At 61.2% G+C, this 23,417-nt stretch carries 19 protein-coding genes and 1 tRNA gene; 5 read left to right on the top strand and 15 right to left on the bottom strand.

The genetic code is table 11. The features are described 5' to 3' along the window. Positions 1 to 103: 103 nt before the first annotated feature. From OZ411_RS37085 to OZ411_RS37070, 4 genes are all read right to left on the bottom strand, one after another. On the bottom strand, positions 104 to 928 hold the full coding sequence (locus OZ411_RS37085) for an alpha/beta hydrolase (protein WP_130579949.1): 825 nt from the start codon (positions 926 to 928) through the stop codon (positions 104 to 106). 179 nt (positions 929 to 1,107) lie between these two features. Then, positions 1,108 to 1,620 carry a hypothetical protein gene (locus tag OZ411_RS37080; protein ID WP_130579948.1) on the bottom strand — a complete coding sequence of 171 codons (513 nt, stop codon included), beginning with the start codon at positions 1,618 to 1,620 and terminating at the stop codon, positions 1,108 to 1,110. 298 nt (positions 1,621 to 1,918) lie between these two features. Continuing rightward, positions 1,919 to 2,227, bottom strand: coding sequence for a UBP-type zinc finger domain-containing protein (locus OZ411_RS37075; RefSeq protein ID WP_130579947.1), 309 nt, complete (start codon positions 2,225 to 2,227; stop codon positions 1,919 to 1,921). 10 nt (positions 2,228 to 2,237) lie between these two features. Continuing rightward, positions 2,238 to 3,938, bottom strand: a complete 1,701-nt coding sequence (locus OZ411_RS37070) for an FAD-dependent oxidoreductase (RefSeq protein ID WP_282531893.1) — start codon at positions 3,936 to 3,938, stop codon at positions 2,238 to 2,240. A gap of 554 nt (positions 3,939 to 4,492) precedes the next feature. Here OZ411_RS37070 and OZ411_RS37065 point away from each other — a divergent pair. Together OZ411_RS37065 and OZ411_RS37060 are read left to right on the top strand one after the other, a co-directional pair. After that, positions 4,493 to 4,567 (top strand) — tRNA-Thr (locus tag OZ411_RS37065). 1,010 nt (positions 4,568 to 5,577) lie between these two features. Further along, positions 5,578 to 5,850 carry a SemiSWEET family transporter gene (locus tag OZ411_RS37060; RefSeq protein ID WP_282531894.1) on the top strand — a complete coding sequence of 91 codons (273 nt, stop codon included), beginning with the start codon at positions 5,578 to 5,580 and terminating at the stop codon, positions 5,848 to 5,850. A gap of 529 nt (positions 5,851 to 6,379) precedes the next feature. Here OZ411_RS37060 and OZ411_RS37055 read toward each other — a convergent pair. From OZ411_RS37055 to OZ411_RS37045, 3 genes are all read right to left on the bottom strand, one after another. After that, the gene (locus OZ411_RS37055) at positions 6,380 to 7,987 is read right to left on the bottom strand and encodes a calcium-binding protein (protein ID WP_282531892.1); all 1,608 of its coding nucleotides are present in this window, start codon (positions 7,985 to 7,987) and stop codon (positions 6,380 to 6,382) included. A 1,564-nt stretch (positions 7,988 to 9,551) separates the two neighbouring features. Beyond that, complete coding sequence (locus OZ411_RS37050) at positions 9,552 to 10,160, bottom strand: hypothetical protein (RefSeq protein ID WP_130579940.1); 609 nt, start codon at positions 10,158 to 10,160, stop codon at positions 9,552 to 9,554. 130 nt (positions 10,161 to 10,290) lie between these two features. Beyond that, the gene (locus OZ411_RS37045; protein ID WP_282531891.1) at positions 10,291 to 11,064 is read right to left on the bottom strand and encodes an SDR family oxidoreductase; all 774 of its coding nucleotides are present in this window, start codon (positions 11,062 to 11,064) and stop codon (positions 10,291 to 10,293) included. 286 nt (positions 11,065 to 11,350) lie between these two features. Between OZ411_RS37045 and OZ411_RS37040 the strand changes: the two genes are divergently transcribed. Continuing rightward, positions 11,351 to 12,211, top strand: a complete 861-nt coding sequence (locus OZ411_RS37040) for an AraC family transcriptional regulator (protein ID WP_282531890.1) — start codon at positions 11,351 to 11,353, stop codon at positions 12,209 to 12,211. Here OZ411_RS37040 and OZ411_RS37035 read toward each other — a convergent pair. The 7 genes from OZ411_RS37035 to OZ411_RS37005 form a co-directional block, all read right to left on the bottom strand. Then, the gene (locus tag OZ411_RS37035) at positions 12,208 to 12,855 is read right to left on the bottom strand and encodes a hypothetical protein (protein WP_282531889.1); all 648 of its coding nucleotides are present in this window, start codon (positions 12,853 to 12,855) and stop codon (positions 12,208 to 12,210) included. The genes OZ411_RS37040 and OZ411_RS37035 overlap by 4 nt on opposite strands. Then, a complete protein-coding gene (locus OZ411_RS37030; RefSeq protein ID WP_130579950.1) occupies positions 12,852 to 13,340 on the bottom strand; it encodes a c-type cytochrome in 489 nt (162 codons plus the stop codon). The genes OZ411_RS37035 and OZ411_RS37030 overlap by 4 nt, the downstream gene beginning before the upstream one ends. A 132-nt stretch (positions 13,341 to 13,472) precedes the next feature. Continuing rightward, a complete protein-coding gene (locus tag OZ411_RS37025) occupies positions 13,473 to 15,263 on the bottom strand; it encodes a PQQ-dependent dehydrogenase, methanol/ethanol family (RefSeq protein WP_282531888.1) in 1,791 nt (596 codons plus the stop codon). Between the two features lie 109 nt (positions 15,264 to 15,372). Next, positions 15,373 to 15,840: a copper chaperone PCu(A)C gene (locus OZ411_RS37020; RefSeq protein ID WP_282531887.1), complete on the bottom strand. Its 468-nt coding sequence runs from the start codon at positions 15,838 to 15,840 to the stop codon at positions 15,373 to 15,375. Positions 15,841 to 16,313: 473 nt separating this feature from the next. Next, on the bottom strand, positions 16,314 to 17,291 hold the full coding sequence (locus tag OZ411_RS37015; RefSeq protein ID WP_282531886.1) for a tripartite tricarboxylate transporter substrate binding protein: 978 nt from the start codon (positions 17,289 to 17,291) through the stop codon (positions 16,314 to 16,316). Positions 17,292 to 17,370: 79 nt separating this feature from the next. Next, positions 17,371 to 18,567 carry a CaiB/BaiF CoA-transferase family protein gene (locus tag OZ411_RS37010; RefSeq protein ID WP_282531885.1) on the bottom strand — a complete coding sequence of 399 codons (1,197 nt, stop codon included), beginning with the start codon at positions 18,565 to 18,567 and terminating at the stop codon, positions 17,371 to 17,373. A 54-nt stretch (positions 18,568 to 18,621) separates the two neighbouring features. Continuing rightward, the gene (locus tag OZ411_RS37005; RefSeq protein ID WP_282531884.1) at positions 18,622 to 19,509 is read right to left on the bottom strand and encodes an IclR family transcriptional regulator; all 888 of its coding nucleotides are present in this window, start codon (positions 19,507 to 19,509) and stop codon (positions 18,622 to 18,624) included. Between the two features lie 363 nt (positions 19,510 to 19,872). On the opposite strand from OZ411_RS37005, the gene OZ411_RS37000 reads away from it, so the two are divergent. Then, positions 19,873 to 20,316 (top strand): hypothetical protein, encoded by a 444-nt coding sequence (locus OZ411_RS37000; RefSeq protein WP_282531883.1) that lies wholly within the window; start codon positions 19,873 to 19,875, stop codon positions 20,314 to 20,316. Between the two features lie 595 nt (positions 20,317 to 20,911). Here OZ411_RS37000 and OZ411_RS36995 read toward each other — a convergent pair. Next, a complete protein-coding gene (locus OZ411_RS36995) occupies positions 20,912 to 22,492 on the bottom strand; it encodes a porin (RefSeq protein WP_282531882.1) in 1,581 nt (526 codons plus the stop codon). Between the two features lie 368 nt (positions 22,493 to 22,860). Here OZ411_RS36995 and OZ411_RS36990 point away from each other — a divergent pair, with 368 nt between their 5' ends. Beyond that, positions 22,861 to 23,343 carry a MarR family transcriptional regulator gene (locus OZ411_RS36990; RefSeq protein ID WP_130579931.1) on the top strand — a complete coding sequence of 161 codons (483 nt, stop codon included), beginning with the start codon at positions 22,861 to 22,863 and terminating at the stop codon, positions 23,341 to 23,343. Positions 23,344 to 23,417: the final 74 nt, after the last annotated feature.

Here is a 23,417-nt window from a genome sequence, read left to right as displayed (position 1 = left end):
TGGGGCTCGAAGCCTTCCAGCGCATCAAATTTGGTACCAGTCTGGCGCTCCGCGATGTGTGAATCGGACAGCCGCGCGCCGGGAGAGGTGAAGGAAGCGACGCTCAGCCCTTGATGAACGCGAGCAGGTCGGCGTTGATGGTGGCAGCTTCGGTCGTGGGCATGCCGTGCGGAAAGCCCTTGTAGGTCTTCAGCGTGCCGTTCTTCAACAGCTTGGCCGACAGCGGACCGGCGTCGGCATAGGGCACGATCTGGTCGTCGTCGCCATGCATGACGAGAACGGGCACGTTGATCTTCTTCAGGTCTTCGGTGAAGTCGGTTTGCGAGAAGGCGACGATGCCGTCGTAATGCGCCTTGGCGCCGCCCATCATGCCCTGGCGCCACCAGTTCTGGATGACCGCTTCCGACGGTTTGGCGCCCGGCCGGTTGTAGCCGTAGAACGGGCCCGCGGCGAGCTCGCGATAGAATTGCGAGCGATTCGCGGCGAGCTGCGCCTGCAGCCCGTCGAAGACATCCTTGGGCAGGCCGCCTGGATTGGCCGGGGTCTGCACCATCAAGGGCGGCACCGCACTGATGATCGCCGCCTTCGCCACCCGGCTCTCACCGTGCCGCGCGATATAGTGGACCACCTCGCCGCCGCCGGTGGAATGACCCACGTGAACGGCATTCTTCAGATCGAGATGCTCGGTCACCGCCGCGAGGTCGTCGGCATAGTGATCCATGTCGTGGCCATCGCTCACCTGGCTCGACCGGCCGTGGCCGCGGCGGTCATGCGCGATGACGCGAAAGCCGTGATTGAGGAAGAACAGCATCTGGGTGTCCCAGTCATCAGATGACAGCGGCCAGCCGTGACTGAAGACGATGGGCTGACCACTGCCCCAGTCCTTGTAAAAAATCATGACGCCGTCTTTGGTGGTGATCGTGGGCATCGCGCAGCCTTTCGTGCGAGTTAAGCTGATGGAACATACCGGTCGCGGGCATGCTCCGGATTTCAAAATCGCCCTGCGATATCAAATCACGATGTCAATTGGATCGTGAGCATGATCTCCGCGCAAACGCTTCGCGTTTGTCGCGAGGAAAACCGGTCTCCACTTTTCCGGATCATGCTTCAGGCGAAGGAGGCCATCGGCCTGAAGCGCCGCCAGATGCCGATGATCGCCACCACGAATAGCACCAGCACGATGCCCTGCACGACGGCGAAGACGGGGCCGGACGGCGGAGCCGGTGGCACGCTCGGCGCCAACGCGTGCAGCGGGGGTATCTTGAGGAAGGACTGAACCACCAGCACGAAGACGTTGAGATAGAGCGATATCATCGCCGTCACGATGTAGATCGGACGCCAGGTGCCCGAAAGCTTCATGACATAGAGCGCGATGCAGGCGATCGCGAGCAGGATCAACGAAATGATCCCGAATATATGCGAGGGCAGCAGCTCCTTGAACGGGAACATGAAGCCGGTGACGCTGGTGAGGATCGTGAACAGCAGGAAGATCGCGGTGAGCCCGGGCATCTGCTTCGAGCCGAGCAGCCCGAACATCACGACAAGGCCCGCGACGATTGCAATCAGACTGATCACCACGTGAACAAGCGTAAACGTGGCCAAGCTCATACCCAGGACCATGTGAAGCACTCCCGATTGAGAACCGCGCTGAACACTACGATGCAACAAGTGAGATTGCTACATGCTTCGCGGATCGGAAGCCGGCTTATATGATGAAGATAAGATGATTATGATGCGAATAAACTAAAGTATGGGATTTGCCGAAACCGTTTGCATGCCTGTCATAAATGACGGCACACCGACAGCAATCACCAAACTATCTGAATTAGTGCTGTAGCCCGGGTGGAGCGAAACCCGGGGCCGCTCGCGTATGCTGACACGGATGTCCCGGGCTACGCGTTCCCCACGGCGCTATGAATCAATAATAGCGCGGGATCGGGCCGTTATGCGGCGTCTTGCGCTGCGAGAGATCGAACAGCACGCGATCGACATAGCACCAGCCCCAGCCTTCCGGCGGATCATAGCCTTCGATGATCGGATGGCCGGTCGCGTGGAAATGCGCGGTCGCATGCTTGTTGGGAGAATCGTCACAGCAGCCGACATGGCCGCAGGTGCGGCAGATGCGCAAATGCAGCCATTGGCTGCCGCTCTTCAGGCATTCCTCGCAGCCGAGCGCGCTCGGCGTGACGGTCTGAATGTCGGCGATATGGGTGCAGCCTTTCGACATCTGCTGTTTCCTAAGCCGTAGAATTGGCGTTGTCGGCGAGGAAGCCGTGCAGCGCCGCGACGACTTGCGCGCCCTCGCCGATCGCGCCGCCGACGCGCTTGACCGATCCGGAGCGGACATCGCCAACGGCGAAAACGCCGGGCACCGTTGTCTCCAGCAATTGTCCCTGCCGCAGGCCATCCTGTCCGCTCTGGCCGGTGAGCACGAAGCCTCCGCGGTCAACCTTGACGCCGCAGCCCTCGAGCCAGCCGGTCGCGGGATCGGCGCCGACGAACAGGAACACGTTGTTGACGTCGAGCGTGTGCTGCTCCGGCGCCAGGCGGCTCTTCCAGCGCGCGCGCTGGAGCGTGGCATCCTCGCCGCCTTCCAGCGCTGTGATCTCGGTGTTGAACATCAGTTCGATGTTCGGCGTCGCCTCGATGCGCTCGATCAAATAGCGTGACATGCTGGCCCCGAGGCCGCCGCCGCGGATCATCATGTAGACCTTGCGCACATGGCCCGACAGGAACACTGCGGCCTGGCCTGCCGAATTGCCGCCGCCGACCAGCACCACGTCCTGCCCGGCACACAGCTTGGCCTCGATCGGCGAGGCCCAGTACCAGACGCCGCGGCCTTCGAAGGCCTCGAGATTTTCGATGCTCGGCCGGCGATAGCGCGCCCCGCTCGCAACCACGATCGATCGTGAGCGCAAGGTGTGCCCGCATTCGGTCGCGATCGAGAACAGGCCGTCCCGCTTGGAGCAGTCCAGCGACCTGACCGAGACCGGGATCAGGATATCAGCGCCGAATTTCTGCGCCTGGTTGAAGGCGCGGCCGGCGAGCGCCTGGCCGGAAATGCCGGTCGGAAAGCCCAGATAGTTTTCGATGCGGGCGCTGGCGCCGGCCTGGCCGCCGAAGGCGCGCGAATCGAGCACCGCGACCGACAGCCCTTCGGACGCCGCATAGACGGCGGTGGCGAGCCCGGCCGGCCCGCTGCCGACGACGGCAACGTCGTAGAGCTTGTCATGGGTGTGGCCGCCGATCATGCCCATCGCCATCGCAAGCGCGGTCTCGGACGGGTTGCGCAGCACGTTGCCGTTGGGGCAGACCACCAACGGCAACTCGGCGCGCGTTGCCGAGTAGCGCGCCACCAGGTCGGCCGCGTCCTTGTCAGTGGCGGGATCGACCACGTGATAGGGCTGGCCGTTGCGCGCCAGGAAATTCTGCAACTGCGCGATCTTTCCGAGCGACGGCGGGCCGATCAGCACGGGGCCGCCGACGCCGCCCTGGATCAGGTTGACGCGGCGCAGGATCAGCGCGCGCATGATGCGCTCGCCGAGATCGGCCTCGGCCACCAACAGCGCCCGCAATCTTTCCGGCGGAATCAAGAGCGTCTCGACATCGCCTTCGGCATGGCCGTCGACCAGCGCAGGCCGGCCGGAGAGCTGGGCAATCTCGGCCAGGAATTGTCCCGGGCCCTGGTCGATCACCGGCGTGACATGGCCGAGGCCATCGCGCTGGGTGATCGCGACCGTGCCCGAAAGCACCACGAACATGCCCGGTCCCGGCTTGCCGGTCTCGAACAGCGCTTCGCCGTCCGTATAGTGCCTGACCTCGCCGAACCGGCGCATCCGCTCGATCTCGTGGTCGGTCAGGGTCGGAAAGGTCTGCTCGTGCCGCGGAAACGCGAGGGACCTCGCGCTGATCGGATTCGCCATCGCCTCTGCAGCCATCTCAGCTACTCACTCCTCTTACCAAAACACGTCGCAACGATGCCCAGCATGCAGGGACCGGCTAGGGACCCGGCTCGCCATCGCTCGCGTCATCTAGTCGGCCTTCGGCCGGTTCGGAAGATGCAGGATCGCTGCGCCCGCGCGCCTGTGATTTCCGCCGCTTGAGGTTTTCGCGCAGCGCGAGCTTGAGGCGATGCTGTCTTGATTCGTCTGACGCAATCGCGACCTGCCGCTCCCGCCTGTCTTTCTCGTCCTGCATGTTGCATCCGTCTTTCAAACTTGCATGACAATAGACTAGGCGCCGAGGGACATGCACCGGTCGATCGGGGAGGTGGGCTCCCCGGTCTTCCGTGCGGTGGCAGGACGAACCGGCCAAAGCCGCACTCCCGAGCGCCCCAGGGAACCGAAGTGCCCCCGGATTGGCCGAATTTCGACGGGACGAGGTGTTTTTGCGGTCCGCCTCCCCGTCCCCGCGCTTGCGCCGGAGGGGGGCTTGTGGCAAGAACCGCCGCGCCCGCTGGGGCCAATTGGGCCGATTCTTTATTCCCGGGCATGCTGCCGTAGCTCAGTGGTAGAGCACTCCCTTGGTAAGGGAGAGGTCGACAGTTCAATCCTGTCCGGCAGCACCAGAAAACCCACAAAATCAGCAACTTAGATGACCGGCTCCCCGGCGGACGATACTCGATTTCGAGCCGGGTACCCAACCGGATCAAAAGTGCCGAACATGATCGATTTTTGCACAAGCGCCGCCATCAGGTCCAGATTTGGACCGCGTGATCGATTTCACGGCCGGCAGCGAAAATTCACGACTGCGGCGCCATACTCGGCGCCCTCGGCGTTATGTTTTTCACCCACTAGAGGGCGAAGACAGCGCTAACCCGGCCTATCGCTTGCGGATCGACGACGCTCCGCTCGCGCCAACCGCAGTCCTCGCAATTCAGGATGGATGGCGCATTTGCGCCGTCGGGCTAGTGGGTCAGTTTGTAGCAGTGCCCGCCGCCCCTATGCCTGACGCGCGCGCGGCACTTATCCAGCGTCGAAAATGAGCAGTCAGGCTGTCCTGCGGCTTTCGCCCCTCTTAGCTGCGCACAGAACGTGGCAGCGTTGGCAGGGTCTTGCGGATAAAGAACGAAGCTCATCGAGAGAAGCGTCATCATAGCGACAAATGCTAGCGTCGAACGCGACATATCAAGCCTCCCTATGAGGTCTTGCCCACGCGGCAAGCACACGCGTCGTCACAGCACGTTGGTCCGGAGCAGCGGCGGCGCCGCTCCGGACCAACGACACCGCTTTTGATCGGCCGGAGCACGCCAGAAGCGGCGCAAACTGGTGTATCGGCGTTCGCGGCGGGTCTTCAAGTAGAAGAAACCCGCCATTTTCGACGGAAAAAGTCCCTAGAGCTTCGGTTCTGATTGAATCAGAACCGAAGCTCTAGATTCTTGTTTTGACGCGTTTTCTGCGCAGATAAGTCTACGCAATCTGCGTAAACTTGATTGCTATGCGAACCGGCGCCCACCCTCGGATCAAGTCCGAGGGCGTGCTTCGCTCGAAAACGCTCTAGCCTAAGACCGATCTTCTTTTGCGCCCGGCGAGCACCGCACAGTATATGGCCGGATTGGTCGCGCGTTGAGGAGGAGTGATGGACCTCACTCAAATCATCGGCTTCGCGGCGGGATTCGGGACAACCTTCGCGGCTCTGCCCGACCTCATTGCGATGCTGAATCGGCGCTCCAGTGTCGGCATGAACCCCCGAATGGCGGCCATCATGGGCACTTTCCAAATTCTCTGGGTGATCTATGGCGTATCGATCGGCTCAAAGAACATCATCATGTGGAATGTGATCGCGGTCGCGACCAATTACCTTACCGTTGGGGCATACATGTACTTTCGTCGCCACGAAGCGCGATCGTGATATCGGATTGTGAGCTGAGCCGCGCGAAGCGACGCTACCTCATGTCCTGAGGGCGTCGACCATGTGGGCGATGAGAACGCCAACGCTGAGGACGAGCAGGCAAACAATTACAGCTTGAAACAACATCGGTGCGAATTCCGGTGGGGCCGAGGGCTTCATATAGTCCTCAAACGTCGGCGGCTTTTGGTCGTCCCGATGGCGCCTTGGTGTTCACGCGATTACAAATTTGCAAGGGTCGCGCTTGCAAGGGTCGCGCCGCTTCATCGACGTGGACAGGCATCCGGCCTGCGCAATCGTTGGCCGTCGGCAAATTTTCGGGTTCTCGACTGGCGGGACTATGCCCGCCATAACCAGGCACAACCCACGCTAGAGCGCTTCCACCTGGCCATGAGCGCGAAGTTACGAAAGGCGCGTCACGACGAAACCGCCGCACGGGCGCGATTGAGCTGGCGATGTCGGCTTATCGAGCTAAAAGCAGACATCGCGATGGCCCGCAGGCCGTTTTCCGATAGTGAACCGCGCCAGTCAGCTACGCGAACCAGAAATCACTTGCGCTGAGGTTCTGAACGCCCGCGATGGTGAGGTCATTGTTGGCATCAAAGTGAATGATGGTGTTTCCGCCGGTCACCTCGATATTCAAGTCGGCAAGATCGTGGATGTTGTTCGCTGCCAAAGCCGTGAGGTCGATCTTGTCTCGCCCTGCTTGGAAATCGGCCGTGTCATGCCCGCTCGAGGCGGCAAAGACGAACGTATCCGCGCCGCGTTCGCCAAGCATATTGTCGTTCCCGATGCCGCTCGTGAGCCTGTCGTTGCCATCGCCGCCATCAAGGACGTTTCCTGACCCGCCAAAAACCGTGAGTTGATCATTGCCCGCACCGCCGCTGAGGAAGTTCGATCCGAGCGAACCAGGCGCAATGGTCGCCGTCAGGACATCGTTTCCAGCGCCGCCATCCAGGCGGTTCTCGGCAACAGAGTTGTCCGTAACGCCGGGCTTGGGCGTTGCCGAAAGAAACGCGGTGAGCTGATCATCTCCGGCCCCGCCATTCAGGACATTCGCGACATCGTAGAGATCCGCCCCGGGGGGACCAAACCTGCCGCCGGCTACCGCGTCGAGATGTGCCGTGAGGCTGTCGTTTCCGCTACCTCCCTCGAGTTGATTGAGTGCGCGAACAACTTCACCAAGCGCGGTGGAGTTCGCAATCAAGGTGTCATTGCCTCTCCCGCCGTCCAGATAATTCGTGAGATCCGTAACGGTGTTCTCCCCATCGGTGGAATGAGTCGCCTCGAGGGTGTCGTTGCCGTCATCGCCCCAAAGCTGGTTGATGCCGACCGGCGTGGCGCTGTTTGAGTCTGTCACATTGAAAGCGTGCAATACGTCGTCGCCCCGGCCACCGTGAAGCTCGTTTGTTACCAGGTCGGTGGAATTGGATCGTCCTACAGCGCTCGCGTCCAGCACGTCGTTGCCGTCACCGCCGAAGAGTACGTTACTGGCGCTGCCGTGAAGCGCAGCGAATTCTGTTTCGGCATGAGCCGTGACGTGGTCATCGCCGGAGCCGCCATCGACGGTGTTCATGGCGATACTGTTTCCGAGAACGTTACGGCCATCTGCCAGGGCATGAATGGTGTCATCGCCGCTTCCGCCGAACACATCGGTTCTGACCGTTACGCTTCCGAAGACAGCAAGCTCCACATTGGCCGTGGCGTTGATAGTGTCGTTTCCGCTGCCGCCATCGAGGAGCACATCTGCGGTCTTCTCGGTGCTCTGAGGCGGGCTCTCACCCTGAAGGGTGACGGTCCCATCGAGGTGGTCGTTGCCGGCCCCGCCGAATTGAATGGCAAGTCCGTGCAAATCGCCCTGCGGGACGACAACATTGGTTGTCAAAGTGTCATCGCCGCGACCGCCGATCAATGCGGTCCGGTTGAATGCGCTGCTCAAATGATCGTTGCCGGCAAGGCCCAAGACAATGTCGCCGTCAGCCTGTGCGGCAAGGACATCGTCGTGTCTGGTGCCAATGATCAAACTGTTGATGGGATCGATGAGGGAAAGCCAATCGAAGGCCCGGGAATCTGGGAAAAACCCTTCAGTTCCCAACAATTGCTGAGCGGCCTGGCCTTCGATTTGAATCGTATTCGCCATATTTTCCTCCTTGGCACCGGGATAATGATGTCGACGAAAGCTGAGCGACGGAATCGAATTCCGCGAAGCACGAAAATAAATGACAATTAAATGACGCCATTATGCACTGCGCCCGCCGGCAAATTCAGGCCGCGTATTTTGCGGCTACAGGCCCCGTCTCGATTACCCTCCTACGTCGCTGTTGCCGTTGCGCAAATCATCGCGAATTTCCCGCATACGGCCAGGAAATTGCGCCGATCAGAAGCGGATTGGGATTCGACCATCGGGTCGGGCTCTTCTGAGTTGAGCATCCGAATCTCTTTCTTGCAGCATGAAACGAACGAATAGATTTAATCCACCCAACAACAAAGCATTAAATCAGAAGTTGCGCGACATCTAATCACATTTAATGCGCACCGCGTAAATAAAGCCGGGTGCGACAATATATCCGGATATGCGGAACCGTTACGACTGGAGCGGTTCCCACTCGTCTCCGCGCCGCGCTTCGCGACAGGACGAGTCGCTTCGTAACATCAGGGATGACGCTGCGGCTCAGGTGAGCGGAAACCCGCGTGGCCGGGGCCGCTTGAATCCGCGGGGAAGCAGCCGGTGATGAGACTGAAGGGAAATCTTCAGCTCGTGCGCCTTCGCGATGACACCACCAGGAGATCGATGCAGCATCCGTGCGATGCTTTGTGCGGGGTAATCGCTACGCGCCATTCGCTTGAGATCGTCGATGTCGAGGTCAGACCAACGGCGTCCCATGATCCCTCGAGATAATTTTTTGAATACGGATCGAAACGAGCAATTAATTGGGTGGGCTTCGGGGGACCGAATCGGGAAATGCTTGCCGCGCTGAAAATGTACCGGGCCCCGGTTCTTTGACATTGCTAACACCGCGGCTGCTCCCGTTCTTCCCCGGGAAACTACGGCATTCGCGTGCAGAAACGTGAAGCAGTTCGATGGGGGGCGACTTCGGCGGTACTGCGCCTTGGCGCTCAGCGGAGCCGCGCTGACTTGGTCGGCTTGATCGTTCGAAGCGTGTTTCGGTTTGTCATCAAGCGGAATCCGTCCGTGAATTCAACAAGGCACCGGTTCTTGTTGCCGCGGACCAGCACGCGGCAACCTTGGCCCTTCCGTGCCTGGTCACGGCCGCGATAGATGTGTGTCAGCACTTTGTTCGACAGCACGATTGCCCTACCTTTCGTGCCAGGCTCAGTGAACGGCCCTGGCCGGGCGGTGGGACCGCTCAGGGGGCTCCGAAAAAATGCGCTAGGGTTCGGCGCCGAATGGTAGTTCCAGGGATGTGCCTTTTTAAGCTACCTTTTCGGGTATAAACGCGAAGCGCGATATCAGGCCGTGCACGACAGGACGAAGCCAAGCGCTGAAGCGGCTGCTGCCGGATGACATTCTGAAGATCGTCATGCGCGGCCCCGAAGGAAGACAGAGTAGAACATATTCGCTTCTGATTGAATCAGAACCGAAGCTCCAAATTCTCGCCGGATCGCGTCGACGCCATATTCGGCATCCGCCTGATTTCAATGGCTGAATGTCCCGGCTAAGGCTGGCGGCGCCTTCGACCCGTTCAGTCCGGACCTAGCACGTCGAACAAACTCGCGACCCAGATGATCTGGATTGCCAACGCAAAGGCGACGAACGAAACGTGGTATCGTTCGGAAGCCGTAAGCAGCGCCCCTATTGTCCCGCCGATCAGGAGGCTCTGCCTCACCGGATAATACCAGCCATAGAATTGCTTGTAGTAGTTCGCTCCTTTCAGGAGCGTGTCGAAAACATCAACTGAAAACAGAATCAAAAGGAGAACGTAGAATACGGCCCTGCGATTCCAAAAATACTCCTTCAGCCCCTCATGTTCCCCGATGTTGTCCGGAAACACCATTGCGGACAGCATGACGAACACCACGGCGTAGCAGATGATGAGAAAATAGCTCTCGAACGTCCATCGCTCGATCTTGGACAGCGCGAATTCGAACCACCAGAAGTGGATGATGGCGAGGAACAGGAAGATGGCCCATCCAATATGGAGGAGGTTGATCCTCTCCTTTCCGGGGTGCTGAATGAACCGCGTCACGCCGCTGACGAGGCGGGCAAGGCTTATGCCCAGGATCATTCCGACGATGATGCGGATGTGGACGAAGATCTCGTGGCTCTGATGCAGGTCATTGTAGCCATCCATCCGAGTGCCCCCGGTTGACGTCACAATGAGCTTCAGGCTCTGACGGCATGTGACTCCCGTGCCAGGAACCCTGGCACGTTCCGATCAGCTCGAACTGCGACGCCAACCAGGGATCTGGCTGGCGGACGCGTCACTTCGTGGTGTAGCCGCCGTTGACGAGAATGGTCTGACCCGTCATCCACCAGCCGTCGGACACCATGAAGCGAATCCAGGGCACGATGTCCTGGATATCGGTGAGACCCGTCCTGGTCAACTTCGACAGGGCTGCCGCGGTCTTGTGATAGGCGACCGCATCGGCGCCTTCGGCCGGGTAGAAGAACGGCGTGTCCATCGGACCGGGGCCGATCGCCGTCACCGAAATGCCCCGCGCGCCGAACTCCTTGGCCGCGGCGCGCGTAAAGTGTTCGACCGGCGCTTTCATGCCAGCATAGGCTGCATAGAACGGCGTGAACGCCCCCAGCAGGGACGTGACCAGGGTGCAGATCTTGCCATTGTCGTTGAGCGTCTTGCCCGCTTCCTTGAGGAAAAAGAAAGCCGACTTCGAATTTACCGCGCTCATCTCGTCGAATTCAGCTTCGGTGATCTCGGCCATCGGCTTCTTGAGCACCTTGCCGACGGTATTGACGGCGATATCCGGCCTGCCGATGGCGGCAACGGTTTCGGCAAACAGCTTCTCGACGGCGGCGGCGCTGGTGAGGTCGCCTTGAAAGGCCACGCCCTTGGCGCCGGCAGCATTGATGGCCTTCACGGTCTCGTCGGCGGCCGGCTTCGTCGCGGCGCTGTTGTAGTGAATGGCGACGGCTTTCGCGCCATGCGCGGCAAGGTTCCGGGCGAGCAGGCCGCCGAGATTTTTCGCGCCGCCGGCGATGATGACGGTCTTCCCCTGGATGCTGTGATCGATCATCTTCTTTCTCCTTCGTGCTGCTGGTGCGCCAACGGTTTGAACTCCCGTCACGTGCCGCCCTTGCGAGGGGAAGCCGCGATCGTGAAGGCGCCTTTCGTATCGAGTCTATCCCTTGCCCGATGATCGATGCCGTTTCATCAACCGGGCGCGACCCACGCGGTGAAACTGGGTGGGATTTCGACAACATGATCGCTTTCTGCTAGCCTGCCGATGACTGATCGCCCGAGTGCTCGCGTCGTGGATGACGTCGGCAGCATCGACTGAAGTGATGTTGTGGAGGAAGGACTTGCCAGCGTTGCTAGCTTGCGTTCCGGACGCCTGGGGTCCCAAATTCGGCACGGAAAGCGGCGCGGTCACTCGAACATGGACTGGCCCGAACGAAATCGCCTTCAAGGCGCCGGCGCATATGGCGCTGGTGATGCTCACGCCGCAGCCCAATCGCGAGATCGCTCTCAACAGCAGCCGCAAGACGGTCACGCTGGCGCCGGTCGGGACGATCGAGGTCGTGCCGGCCGAGGCTGATCTGTTCGCACGCTGGTGCGTCGCGAAGGAGAACCTGCTCGTCGCGCACGACCAACACCGTCTGGCCGAGCTCGCCGGAGCGGAGTTTCAGAACGAGGATTTCGAGTTCCAGCCGCCCCGGCCAGGCTTCGTCGACCAGCAGGCGCTGCAGCTCGCCAATCTGATCCGGGCCGAGTTCCAGCGCGGGGAGGCCGCGAACGATCTCTGCTTCGACGCGCTGATCACGCTGTTTGGCACTCACCTCTTGCGCAGCTATTCGTCCTTCAGCGCTCGGCCGCGCCCTCTGCTCAGCGGCGGTCTTTCACCCAGGGCATGGCGCGCCGTGACCGACTACATCCATGCCAATCTTTCGGAGAGCCTGTCCGTCGGTCGCCTTGCCGAACTGGCCGGACTTTCACCCAGCCATTTCCTGCGCGCCTTCCGGCAAACGTCCGGCCAGGCGCCACACCAATATGTCGTCGCGCAGAGGCTCGCCCTTGTCGAACGGCTTACCAAGACAACCGACATGCCTTTCGCCGCGGTGGCCAAAGCCGCCGGCTTTTCCAGCAACAGCCATATGACCGCAACCATGAAGCGGACGCGGGGAGTCACGCCGAACAACCTTCGCCGCGACGACCGCCACTAGTCCTTCGACCGCAGGATGCTGATCCGTGTTTCGTCGACGAAGCTCTTCGTATCCTGATCGGCCCGGCGGAACAGATTGCGTTCCACGACGAGTGAGCGGCCGCTGATGGTCTTGGTGCAGCGCTCCTTGAGGTAGACGCCGCCGACCGGCTGGTCTCCCTGATCAGGCTGGCGTTCGGTGCAGGCCCAGCCCTCCGCGCCGTAGCGGGACTTGGCTTGCAGCCCGAGCAGGAACGCCTTCTTCCGGATGTAGAGGCGCGCCTTCGGATCGGTCTCGATCAGCAAGCCGGAGACATGCCCGCTATCGTCGATCGATAGGGTCAGAAGCGCCGGATGGCCCGCCACCATCGTGCCGTCCCGGCTGGTCATCGGATCATATCCAAACCGGATCGCCCGCGTTCCACTGGCGCCGGCAGGACAGTCACGCCAGTCCTTCCAGCCGGTCAAAATATGCCGCGGATCCGTCGCACAATAGAGGTCGACATAGCCTGATTCCGCCAATTCGTTCACGGCCATGCCGAGGCGGATGTCGCGCAGGTCGTTGCCGCCGAATTCTTCCGTCCGGGCCGGAGAATTGGCGAGCGCGACCGCCTGCCAGGCGAGCAGAACGCTGAGGATTGCACAAAGTTTCAACCTGATCGTCACTGGCTCTTCCCCGTGCTGGCCGTCGCATCATCCTGCTTCTTGTAGATGTCGCAAACCCGCGACGTGCTCGAGAAGAAGGTGACGCACTCCGCATAAGTCGGCTCGCCGGCGCCCTTGATATGCGCAAGCACATAGTCGGCGACCGCCTCGATATCCTTCTGCCGCAGGAACGTTCCGGCCTCAGGCGGCATATGGCTGCCCGCCTCCTCGCGGTTCATGCCGTAGCACGTCACCTCGTCATAGGCGCCACGCACGAAGAACGGCATGCCTGTGCTGGGCCGCCCGCAACTGACCGTTTCAATGATTTGCTCACGCGTCAGCACGGTCTTGCGCAGCGACAGCGCATCGCCACCGTAGCCGCCGCCGCCATTGCCGTGCCATTTGTGGCAACCCATGCAATTGGCCTTGCTGAACACCGCCTTGCCGGCATTGGTCGGATCCGAAGCCGTCGCTTGCGCCGACTGACCGAAAGCTGCGGCTGGCATCGAAAGAATCAAGGCGACGACACTCATGAGCAGCACACGTGCCGCCGCCGAGGATGCGTTGAAGATCATCATGACGTCTCTTGTTGACGAAGCAGGAGGGCCCGACATTGCGGGCCCTCCATGGTTGGAAACTCAGAGCGCGAACACGTAGAGCATCGATCCCGGCTGGATCTTCTTCAGCTCGGGCGTTGAATCGATGAACCACTTGTCCCAGGCGCCGCCGAGACCGACGAGGATGGCGAGATATTGCTTGCCATCGACCGTGAAGGTCATCGGCGGTGCGTTGACGCCGCCTCCGGTGTTGAACTCCCAGAGCTTCTGCAGCGACTTGGCATCAAGCGCCATCACTTCGCCGGACGGCTGGCCGCTGAAGACGAGATCAGGAGTTGCAAGAATGCCGCCCAGATTGGGGAACGGCGTTTCCATCTTGCCGGCGATCTTCCCGGTGGTGACGTCGATCGCGGTGACGCTGCCCGTGATCTTGAACGGCTGGCTCGGACCACCGCCGGTCCAGAACTCACGCGGCTTCAGCTTGTCGGGCGTAGCGACCTCGACCTTGATCCGGTTGCAGCTCTCGATCACCGGGATGTACCAGAGCTTCAGATCCGGATTATAGGCGGTCGGCGGCCAGTTCTTGCCGCCCATGTTGCCGGGGCAGATGTCGGTTTCCATGTTGGTGCGGCTTGGCGTCACCGAGGCGACGTAAGTCTGCACCGCCTTGTTCGGGTCGTACTCGATCGGCTTGCCGGTCTCCGCATCGAGCCCCTTGGTCCATGTGACCTTCTTGACGAACGGAAGGCCCCAAATGAACTTGCCGGTGGTGCGGTCGATCGCATAGGCGAAGCCGTTGCGGTCGGCTTCGAGCGCGAGCTTGCGCGGTCCGGTGGGTCCGGGAATATCGACCAGCACGTTCTCCGCCACGCTGTCATAGTCGTAAGGGTCGTTCGGCGTGTGCTGATAGTGCCACTTGATCTTGCCGGTGTTGGCATCAAGAGCCAGCGAGCTGTCGGTGTAGAGATTGTCGCCCGGCCGATACTCGTTGTCCCAGTCCGGTCCCGGATTGCCGACGCCCCAGATGATGGTGTCGGTCGACGGATCGTAGCTGCCGGTCACCCAGGTCGAACCGCCGCCGGCGGCAGCCGCGTTGTTGCTGTCCTTCCAGGTGTCGCTGCCTGGCTCGCCCTTGCCCGGAATCGTATGGGTGCGCCAGAGTTCCTTTTGGGTGTTGAGATCGGTCGCGGCGATCCAGCCGCGGATGCCGTATTCCGCGCCGGCCACGCCTGTTATCGCCATGTTCTTGACGATCAGCGGCGCGCCGGTGATGACTTCGCCCTTATCAGGATCGGCGACGGTGCGTTGCCAGGCGACCTGACCGGTCTCCTTGTTGGTCGCGATCAGCCGGCCGTCCAGCGTGTGGGAAACGACGAGATTGCCCCACAAGGCAACGCCGCGGTTGTCGACGCCGCAGCAGGCGACGGCACCGGCCCAGTCACGGTCGGTCTTGGGATCCATCTTCCAGACCAACTGGCCGCGGCCGCCATGCGCGTCGATCTTGTAGACCGAGCCCCATCCATCGGTGACGTAGAGGAAGCCGTTTTCGGCGATCGGCGTGCCTTCGAGGCCGCCATGGCTCCAGATGCCGCCGGGCTCGATGCCGCCGAGATGCATGGTCCAGGCGACCTTCAGGTTCTTCACGGTATCGCGGTTGATCTCCTTGAGGGAGGAGAACCGGTGAGCGGAGTAGTTCTGGTGATGATGAAGCCAGTTGCCCGGTTCCTTGTCGACGTTGAGCAACCGTTCCTGGTTGACCTCGTCAGCGGCGAAAGCCGGCAATGCCGCCATCATGCCTCCGGCGGCGACTGCTGCGGCGAGCAGACCCGCTCGCCTGGTGATTCTTCTTGCGTGACCTGAAAATCGCTCCATGAGCAAATGCCCTCCTTTGGCAAGTTCATGTTGGATCGAGCGTCCGGCACATCCGAACCGCTCAGTCGAGAAGCCTCGTTCAGCGGGCTCACCTTGCCCGTTGTCGCGATCACGGCGTTCGTGAAACCTCCACCTCCGTTTCCTTGGTTCCGGCTTTCTGGAAGACGACGGCGCATGTGAACTTCTCGCCGTCGACAAGCTTCTGCCGCGTCTGCAGCAGCATCACGTGATATCCGTCGCGCTTGAGCTCGGTGGTCTTGTTTTCCGGAATCGGAATCGACTTGATCTCGCGCATGGCCGGCGCGCCCTCGCCGCGATCGACGGTGTGCTTTTCGGAGAAGTTCGCGAACGGACAGCGGACGCGCAATATCGCGTCGGGCTCGGTCGCATCGTTCCTGATCGTCATCAGTAGCGGGAGATTGATGCCGATCTCGTTGGATGCAGGCACACGGGCGTTGGTCACCTGCAGCGGAACATCCGCCGCGGCGGCCCCGAGCGTCAGCCAGGTTCCGACCGCAACCAATCCAATCGCAAGGATTCCCGATCTGCGGGACAGCGATGTCGCTATGGCGATCATCGGCTACGTCCTGGCGGAAGCGTGATCCTGCGAGTGCCCTGTCGGCAGCGAGCGACAGGTGATGGATGCCCAAACGAAATGCTTCGTCCGACTCATCGGCGCTTTCCTCCCAAGATCATTCTTTTTTCTTAGCGAGCGACGTTACGCTCGTTGCAAAAACAAATCATCCCAAAATATGGCGACGAGAGGACCGATGTCTGGAAAAGGATTCCAATGAATGATGCGCTTCACGCATTTCATTCCAACGATGCGCACAGAGACAAGGCGTGGTCACGCCCGCGCGAGAGCCCAGTGTTAGAGCCAAGTCTTCGTGAGTGCTCAACCAGCGCAGTGCAAGCCCGCTGGTACATTGGATTCCAAGTGGGCCATGATGGCCTCGAAGCGACCCGGTACGCGTCGATCAAGCTTTGCTCAAATCACTCGAAGACTTCGTTGCACCGCAACAGCCGTGGCCGGCGACAGCGTTGTGATCCTCATTCTCCTTTGAGACCGGCGTCGCGGATCAACTGGCCCCACTTGCTCGTCTCCGCGTCGATGAACGCGCCGAACTCCGCGGCCGTGCTGCGGCGGACTTCCAGCCCCTGGGCGAACAGCTTTTGCTTCACGTCGGGATCGGCAAGGATGCGGACGATCTTGTCCTGCAGACGATCGACGACGGAGCGCGGCGTGGCAGCCGGCGCCATGAAGCCGTACCAGCCGGCAGCGATCACATTGGGCAGACCTTGCTCACGCAAGGTGGGCGCGTCCGGATAGATCTGGCTGCGCTCGACTGACGCCACACCCAGCACGCGGAACTTGCCGCTTTGGATATAAGGCAACGCCGTGCTGATCGCGGTCAGCGTGGCATCGACGCGGCCTGCCAGCAATTCCGTGTAAGACATCGCATCGCCGCGGAAGGGAACGTTGAGGCCCTTGACGCCCGCATCCCTGAATAACAGCTCGGCCGCCAGATGGGGTTGGGAGCCGGCGCCTGGAGAGGCGAAGGTAAGCCCGTTGGGCTGCTGCTTGCCGTAGGCGATCAGCTCCTGCAGGTTCTTGAAGGGCGCCTCCGCACTGATGATCAGGAACAGCGGCACGATGACCGCCATCGCCACCGGCTGCAGGTCCTTGCGGTCATAGCCCAGTTTTCCGAACAGCGCCTCGGCCGTCGCATAGGGCGCCGCGGCGTAAAGGAAGGTGTAGCCATCCGGCGTGGCGCGCGCGACCGCTTCGTTGGCGAGGCGCGTGCCCGCGCCCGGCCTGTTCTCGACGATGCATTGCTGGCCGAGCTGACGCTCGAGCTGCTCGGTCAGGATGCGCAGCGAGATGTCGTTGGCGCCGCCTGCCCCATACGGCGATACAAACCGCACAAGACGCGAAGGCCAGGCCCCCTGTGCGAACCCCCGGGAACCGCAGACCGCAGCGAAGCAGGCCGCGACGCCGCCCAGCAGAGTTCGGCGTGTGACTTTCATGAATGCCTCCCTTTCGTTGTTGCACGTCCGCAGCGTGTTCTTGTTGTCTCCGCGGAACCGCGCCGGTGCATGGCCGACCTCAGATCACTTTCTTCTGGGTGAGCCGTTCGATCTGCTGCTCCGAAAGGCCGAGCCAGTCCCGATAGACCTCGCGATTGTCCTGCCCGACGTCGCCGGCGGAATGGCGCAATTGCGCGGGATCGGCGGCAAAGCGCGGGACGACATTCGCCATCGCCACCGAGCCGAAGTCGCGATCAGGAACGCGGGCGATCATCTCGCGCGCCTTGGCTTGCGGGTCTGCCGCGATCTGATCGATCGAATAGATTGGCGCGATCGTGCCCTGCGCGGCCGTGAATTTTGCGAGCACCTCCTCGAGCGTGTGTTCGGCGCACCACGCCGCGAAGATCTCGTTGAGCTCGCCCGCATGCTTCACGCGCCGCTCGTTGCCGGAGAAGCGCGGGTCCTCGATCAGGTCGGGCCGTCCGATCGCCCGGCAGTTCGCCGCATAGAGCGCATTGGTCGAACCTGCGAGCGTGACCCAGCGATCGTCCTTGGTGCGAAACACCGCCGCCGGCGCGGAATAGCCGTTGGCATTGCCGATCCGGCTGCGCACGGAACCAAGCTGGTCGAACTCGATGGGAAGGACATCGAGCAACCGGAACACCGCCTCGGTCAATGCGAGATCGATCTCTTCGCCGGGAGCATCGGGATCCCGCGCCCGCTTCCACAGCGCCGCGAGCACGCCGACGGCGCCGAACAGGCCGCCGATGGAGTCCCCGATCGGGTAGCCGGGATGCGTAGGCTCGCCATCGGCCTCGCCCGTGATGTAGGTCAGCCCGCTCATCGCCTCGAAAATGCGGGCGAAGCCGGGTCTATCGCTATAGGGCCCGTCCTGTCCGAAAGCCGTCGCACGCAGAATAACGAGGCGAGGCTGGATCGACCACAGGACTTCGTTCGAGAGACCCCAGCGATCGAGCGTGCCCGGACGAAAATTCTCGATCAGCACGTCGAAGCGCGGCAGCATCTGCTTGAACAGCGCAAGGCCTTCGGGGGTGCGAAGATCCAGCGTCGCGAATTTCTTGTTGCGGTTTGCCGCCTTCCACCACAGGGGCTTGCCGTCCTTCAACGGCGGGAACGACCTGAGCCCATCGCCCTGCCCCGGCATCTCGATCTTGAGGACCTCGGCGCCATAGTCGGCCAGCAGGGTAGCGGCCAGCGGCGCGGCGATGATGGTGGCGATGTCGAGAACCTTCAATCCCGCGAGCGGTCCGGCCATCTCATGCTCCGCTACTTGCGACGCGCATCGCGCCAGCGACCGTCGTTTCCCGCATCATTTCGTGACCTTCGTCTTGGGCCGTTCGCGCGGCTCGATGATCGGCTCGGCCTCGTTGACGAGCGAGCGGATGCTGACGGCAAGAGCCCGGATGCGCGGGCCGATCTCGGATTCGAGCTGTCCGGGCTGCAGGCGGAACGCAGGGATTCCACAATTGATGGCAAACGACTGCTTCAAGCGCCGCGCGTGAAACAGCGGCGCGGCGACCGCGTGGATCGACGGCATGTATTCGCCGTAGCAGGTGCAGAAGCCGCGATCCGCGCACTGCTGAATTCCGGCGCGGTACTTGTCGCGATGCGTGGACCACGCTTCGGCGTTATCGGTTTTGATCTGCCGCTCCAGCAATGCGGAATCAGCGGCAGGCAGTGTCGCGGCCGCAGCGCGTCCCATCGCCGTGCTGACGACGGGAATGGGCATGCCGATGTCTGGGACATGCGGTCCGACATCGCCCGATCTCGCGGACTCGACATAGACCATCGCCGTTCCGTCGAGCAGGCCGATTGAGACGGTGCCGCGCACGCTCTCCGCCAGTTCCTGCATCAATGGCCGCGCCACCTGGCGAAACTGCATGCCCGCAAGCAGCGGATGGGCCATGCGCAACGCCCGCGCGCCGAGACAGTATTTCGCGAGATCCTGGTCGTAACGGAGATAGCCGAGCTCGGCGAGCGTATGCGTCAGTCTCGCAACCGTCGGCCGCGGGATTCCCGTGCGCGCCGAAAGCTCCATGTTGCCGAGCATGGTCGCCTGGGCATCGAAGGCCTCGAGCACCACCAGCCCCTTGGCCAGCGTCGTGGCGAAAGCGGCATCGCCCGCGCTTTCAGCTAGCACCGCCTCCGCGGAGGGAGATGGAATGAAGGTCGGTTTGCGGGTCGCGGAAAGGGCCATGTGGCTCTGCTAGACCAGATCAAGATTTTTGTCCATATATTCTCCGTATTTATGAATTACGTCCGCTATTCGGACGATTGTCAGATAAGACATTGATTCTACTGTCTTACACGGGGCGCCGACAGGAGAATTCAGCTTGCGGGGCGTGATGTGATTCTCGGCTTGCGCGTCGACGCTTCTTGAATGCTGGATCGCCCGGTCAAGCCGGACGATGACAGCGGAAAGCTGTTTGACATTTGAGTCAGAAGCCTTCCCCGTCATTCGACGAGACGAGGCCGGTGCAAGGCGCGCCAGCGACAAAACAACGACGACGGAGAGAGCGTCGCGCTCCAGCCAACGCGGGAATCAACACAGGGCAAATGAATGGTCGGCCGGTTTTTCCTACTCGCAGCCTGGTGCGCTCTGCTCTGGTGCCTGCAGGTCGACCCTGGGCTTTCGCGCGATGCCGCTGCGGAAGCCGATGACATCGTCTGGACGGCGATCATTCCCGACGCTTTCCCGCGCTACGTCTACACGTGGCGCATGAGTCCGGACGGGAGCTACCGCGAGGACGGGCGCGATGCCGCGAGCGGCAGGCCGATCCAGGCCACGCTTTCCGGACATTGGAGTCGCGATGGGGCGCGCATGATTCTGCGGCAGGAGGGCTACCCCTTCGTCTTCGACGGGCTGGTGGTCGGGAATAGCTATGCGGGCACGCTGCATCTCAACGGCCGCTCCTTCTCCCGCTTCTGCGCCGCCAAGGGCGAGAAGCCGCCCGAGCGCTGTGGCAGCGAGGCCGGCGTTGCGATGATGCAAAGGCGGGATTGATCGGACGATCGCGCCACGATCGTCAAGGCTTCGGTCTAGAGCATTTTCGGTTCTGATTGAATCAGAACCGAAGCTCTCGATTCTTGCTTTGACGCGTTTTCTTCACGCGAACCGGTGTCCACTTCGCTCGAAAACGCTCTAGGAGCGCCGATACCCGAATCAGGCCGAATCAGTTGGAGCCGGAGCGCGGAGCCCTGCCGCGATCACCGTAATGAAAAACCTCCGGCAGGGCATTGCCGGAGGTTTCGGAGGTTTAGCATTAAGAGGTTCTGTCTCAGCGAGACCTAACGGGCCGGCCATGCTGCGCCGACTTAAGTCCTTACTACCTTAGAAAATTACCTGAGTAAATCATATTTTTTTGACCGTTCACTGAAGCCGCAGAGGTGGCGAATGGGAAGCAGCGAATGGCGAGTAGCGAATAGCGAGTAGGGAATGGCGAATAGAGAAGTGTGATGGAGTGCGCGATGCCCGCTCGCATTTCCTACTCCCTACTCCCTAATCCCTACTCGCCATTCGCCACTCACTCTTCACGCAACGAAAAATCCCCGGCAGTTGCCCGCCGGGGATTCTCTAGAGATGCTTCAGATCGAGCGGATCAGAAGTTGCGCTGAGCGCGGACCTGCAAGCTGACCGTATCCTGGTCCTTGTACTCGTAAAGCGTGGTCGGCTTTGGGGCCGGCACAGCGAGAACGGCACCACCAGTGAACTTCTGGTCGAGGTGGAGCCAGATGACTTCGGCCGAGAACGTCAGGTTCTTGACCGGGGTCCAACGGGTGACCACGCCGAGCTGAGACACGTTGAAGTTCGGGTTACAGCTGTAATCCGCAGTGACAGCCTTGGTACCGGTGTAGTTGGCGCAGATGAACGCCTTGGCCGTGTTGTCGTAGCTCACGCTGGAGTAGCTGCCGAACAAGCTGGTCGACCAGTAGGGATCCCAGTTGTGGTTGAACGCACCACGGATACCCCAAGCCTTGGTCAGGTGGATCGAACCATCGCCACCGGCCGCGACCGGGAGATACACACCATCGGTGGTCGCACCGAAGCCGACGCTCTGATAGGCACCGAGCCTGCTGCTGCTGCCGAACATCGCAAAGCTCGGCGAGGCCCCTGACGTCGAGATCACCTGCTTGGTGTCGCCGACGGCATAGGTCGCATCCAACTTGATGTCGTCGCCGGGACCGGTCGGGATGTTCTTGATCTGCAACGCAGCCATCACTGCACCACCCCACTTGGTGTCGGGGTGACCGGACAGTTCCGAAGCGGCGGTCGGGGCCGCACCCGGCAGACCGACGCCACCTGCGGGAGCCCCAGCGGCGTTCAGCACGTTGTAGGAGCCACTGACTTCATGCGCAGCAGCCGAAATCTGGAACAGACCCCAAGCCTGATCGACGCGGATGTTACCGACGATGTCTGGAGCATGGACGCCCGCATACGCGTTGGCGACGCCACCGGTCGCGGTGAGAGGCAGCGTCAGGTTGGCAACCGTGGTGCGGTTGAACACGGTCGGATCATCGAGGCCGATGGTGCCCGATACGCCGTTGCCGAACTGCGCGGTGTACTGGATGTTGTTCACACCGGTGACGGTGTCATGACCGCCGAGCAGGTTGGACGAGTTGTTGCCCGGATAACCGTTCCAAGGCGTCGCAAACGCGGACGACGACTTACCGAAGGTAAAGCCCGCGAACTGGATGAACACGTACTCGACCGCGACATAGCCGCCGCCCGGCGTGTGCAGCAGGTTGGCACTTGCGACCGGAAGCGAACCGTTGATCGAGTTCGGGCTGTAGGTGTTGTTGCCGAGCGTATCGAACTGGAAGTCGCCCTGAGCGAAGGTGCGGACGACGCCATATTCCGTCGCGGTACGGGTATCGATCGTCAGCGCCATACGGGAGCGGGCGGAGAAGTAGTCTTGATAACGGTTATGCTGACCCGCATCACCGCTCCAAGCCTGCGAACCGTAGATGCCGCCGTTGAACGTGGTGTCGACACGCAGATAACCACCGATCTTCATGCAGGTATCGGTGCCCGGGATGTACCAGAAACCGGCACCATAGAGCGAACAGACCTTCACGTACTCGACCGCTTTGGCCTTGACGGGAAGATCGGCCGCCTGAGCCCCGCCCATCGCGAGCAGAGCCGCCGCTGAGCCGAGAATAAGGCTCTTAGCCACCTTCATTGTTAACCTCCAAGTAAGTGCTATGCACGAACCCCCGTGCAAAGCGGATTAGACTGCCCTCGAAAAAAACGTTGAGGATCAACGCATCTCTCAAGCCGGTGGACTGATGAGAACCACCTGAGACGAGACGGTCGGGTGCCCCCCTCCGTCGGAATGAAAGTTATGCATGTGCTATTTAGATAATCAAATTAGTTTACTCACTCATATATTGATTGCCACCTCGATGTGTCTTTTCGGCAACTGAGGCGCGCACCGCCGAAGACCACCTGTTGCTAATTTCTCGTGCGAATTGACACGTATAACGGATTACCGCTGTCGTTTCCGCCGGACATCCGCTATGGAATCTGAAGGGGGTGAGTACAGTGCCCATGGATGAGTCCGCCACCAAGAGCGAGAATGTCATTCGGCGATTCGCCTGGGAGATCGCGGCGATCAGCGTTCATCTCGAGGAGATTCGCTACTTCTGGGCCAAGAAGCTCGGAATCAGCGGACCGCAATGGATGATGATCGTGGCGCTTGCCGACCTCGATCAGGGCGACGGCGTCCCCGTAAACGCTGTGTCAAAAATGCTGCATGTCGACCCGTCGTTCGTCACGACCCAATCGAAGCTTCTGGAGAAGAAAGGTTTAGTCCGTCGCAAGCCGGCGAAGGAAGACGCCCGCATCGTGAAGATGTCGCTGACGGACAAGACCTACAAGCAGCTCGCGGGCCTGACCTCGCAGCAGGAAAGCCTGAACGAGTTCATTTTCGCGGAATTCAGCCCGCGCGAGCTGGATGATCTGACCAACAAGCTCGCTGCCCTCAAGAAGCGCCTGGAGAAAGCCCGCCTGAAAGTGGCGGCGGACTTCTAGAGACACGAAGTCTTCCGGCCCAAACGCAAAGAGGGTAGCGACAGCGCGGCTTCGGACTATGCCCTATTATTCGG

It is taken from the genome of Bradyrhizobium sp. Arg237L, assembly GCF_029990105.1.
Lineage (GTDB): Bacteria > Pseudomonadota > Alphaproteobacteria > Rhizobiales > Xanthobacteraceae > Bradyrhizobium.
This window is presented reverse-complemented; position numbering and strand designations above follow the sequence as displayed.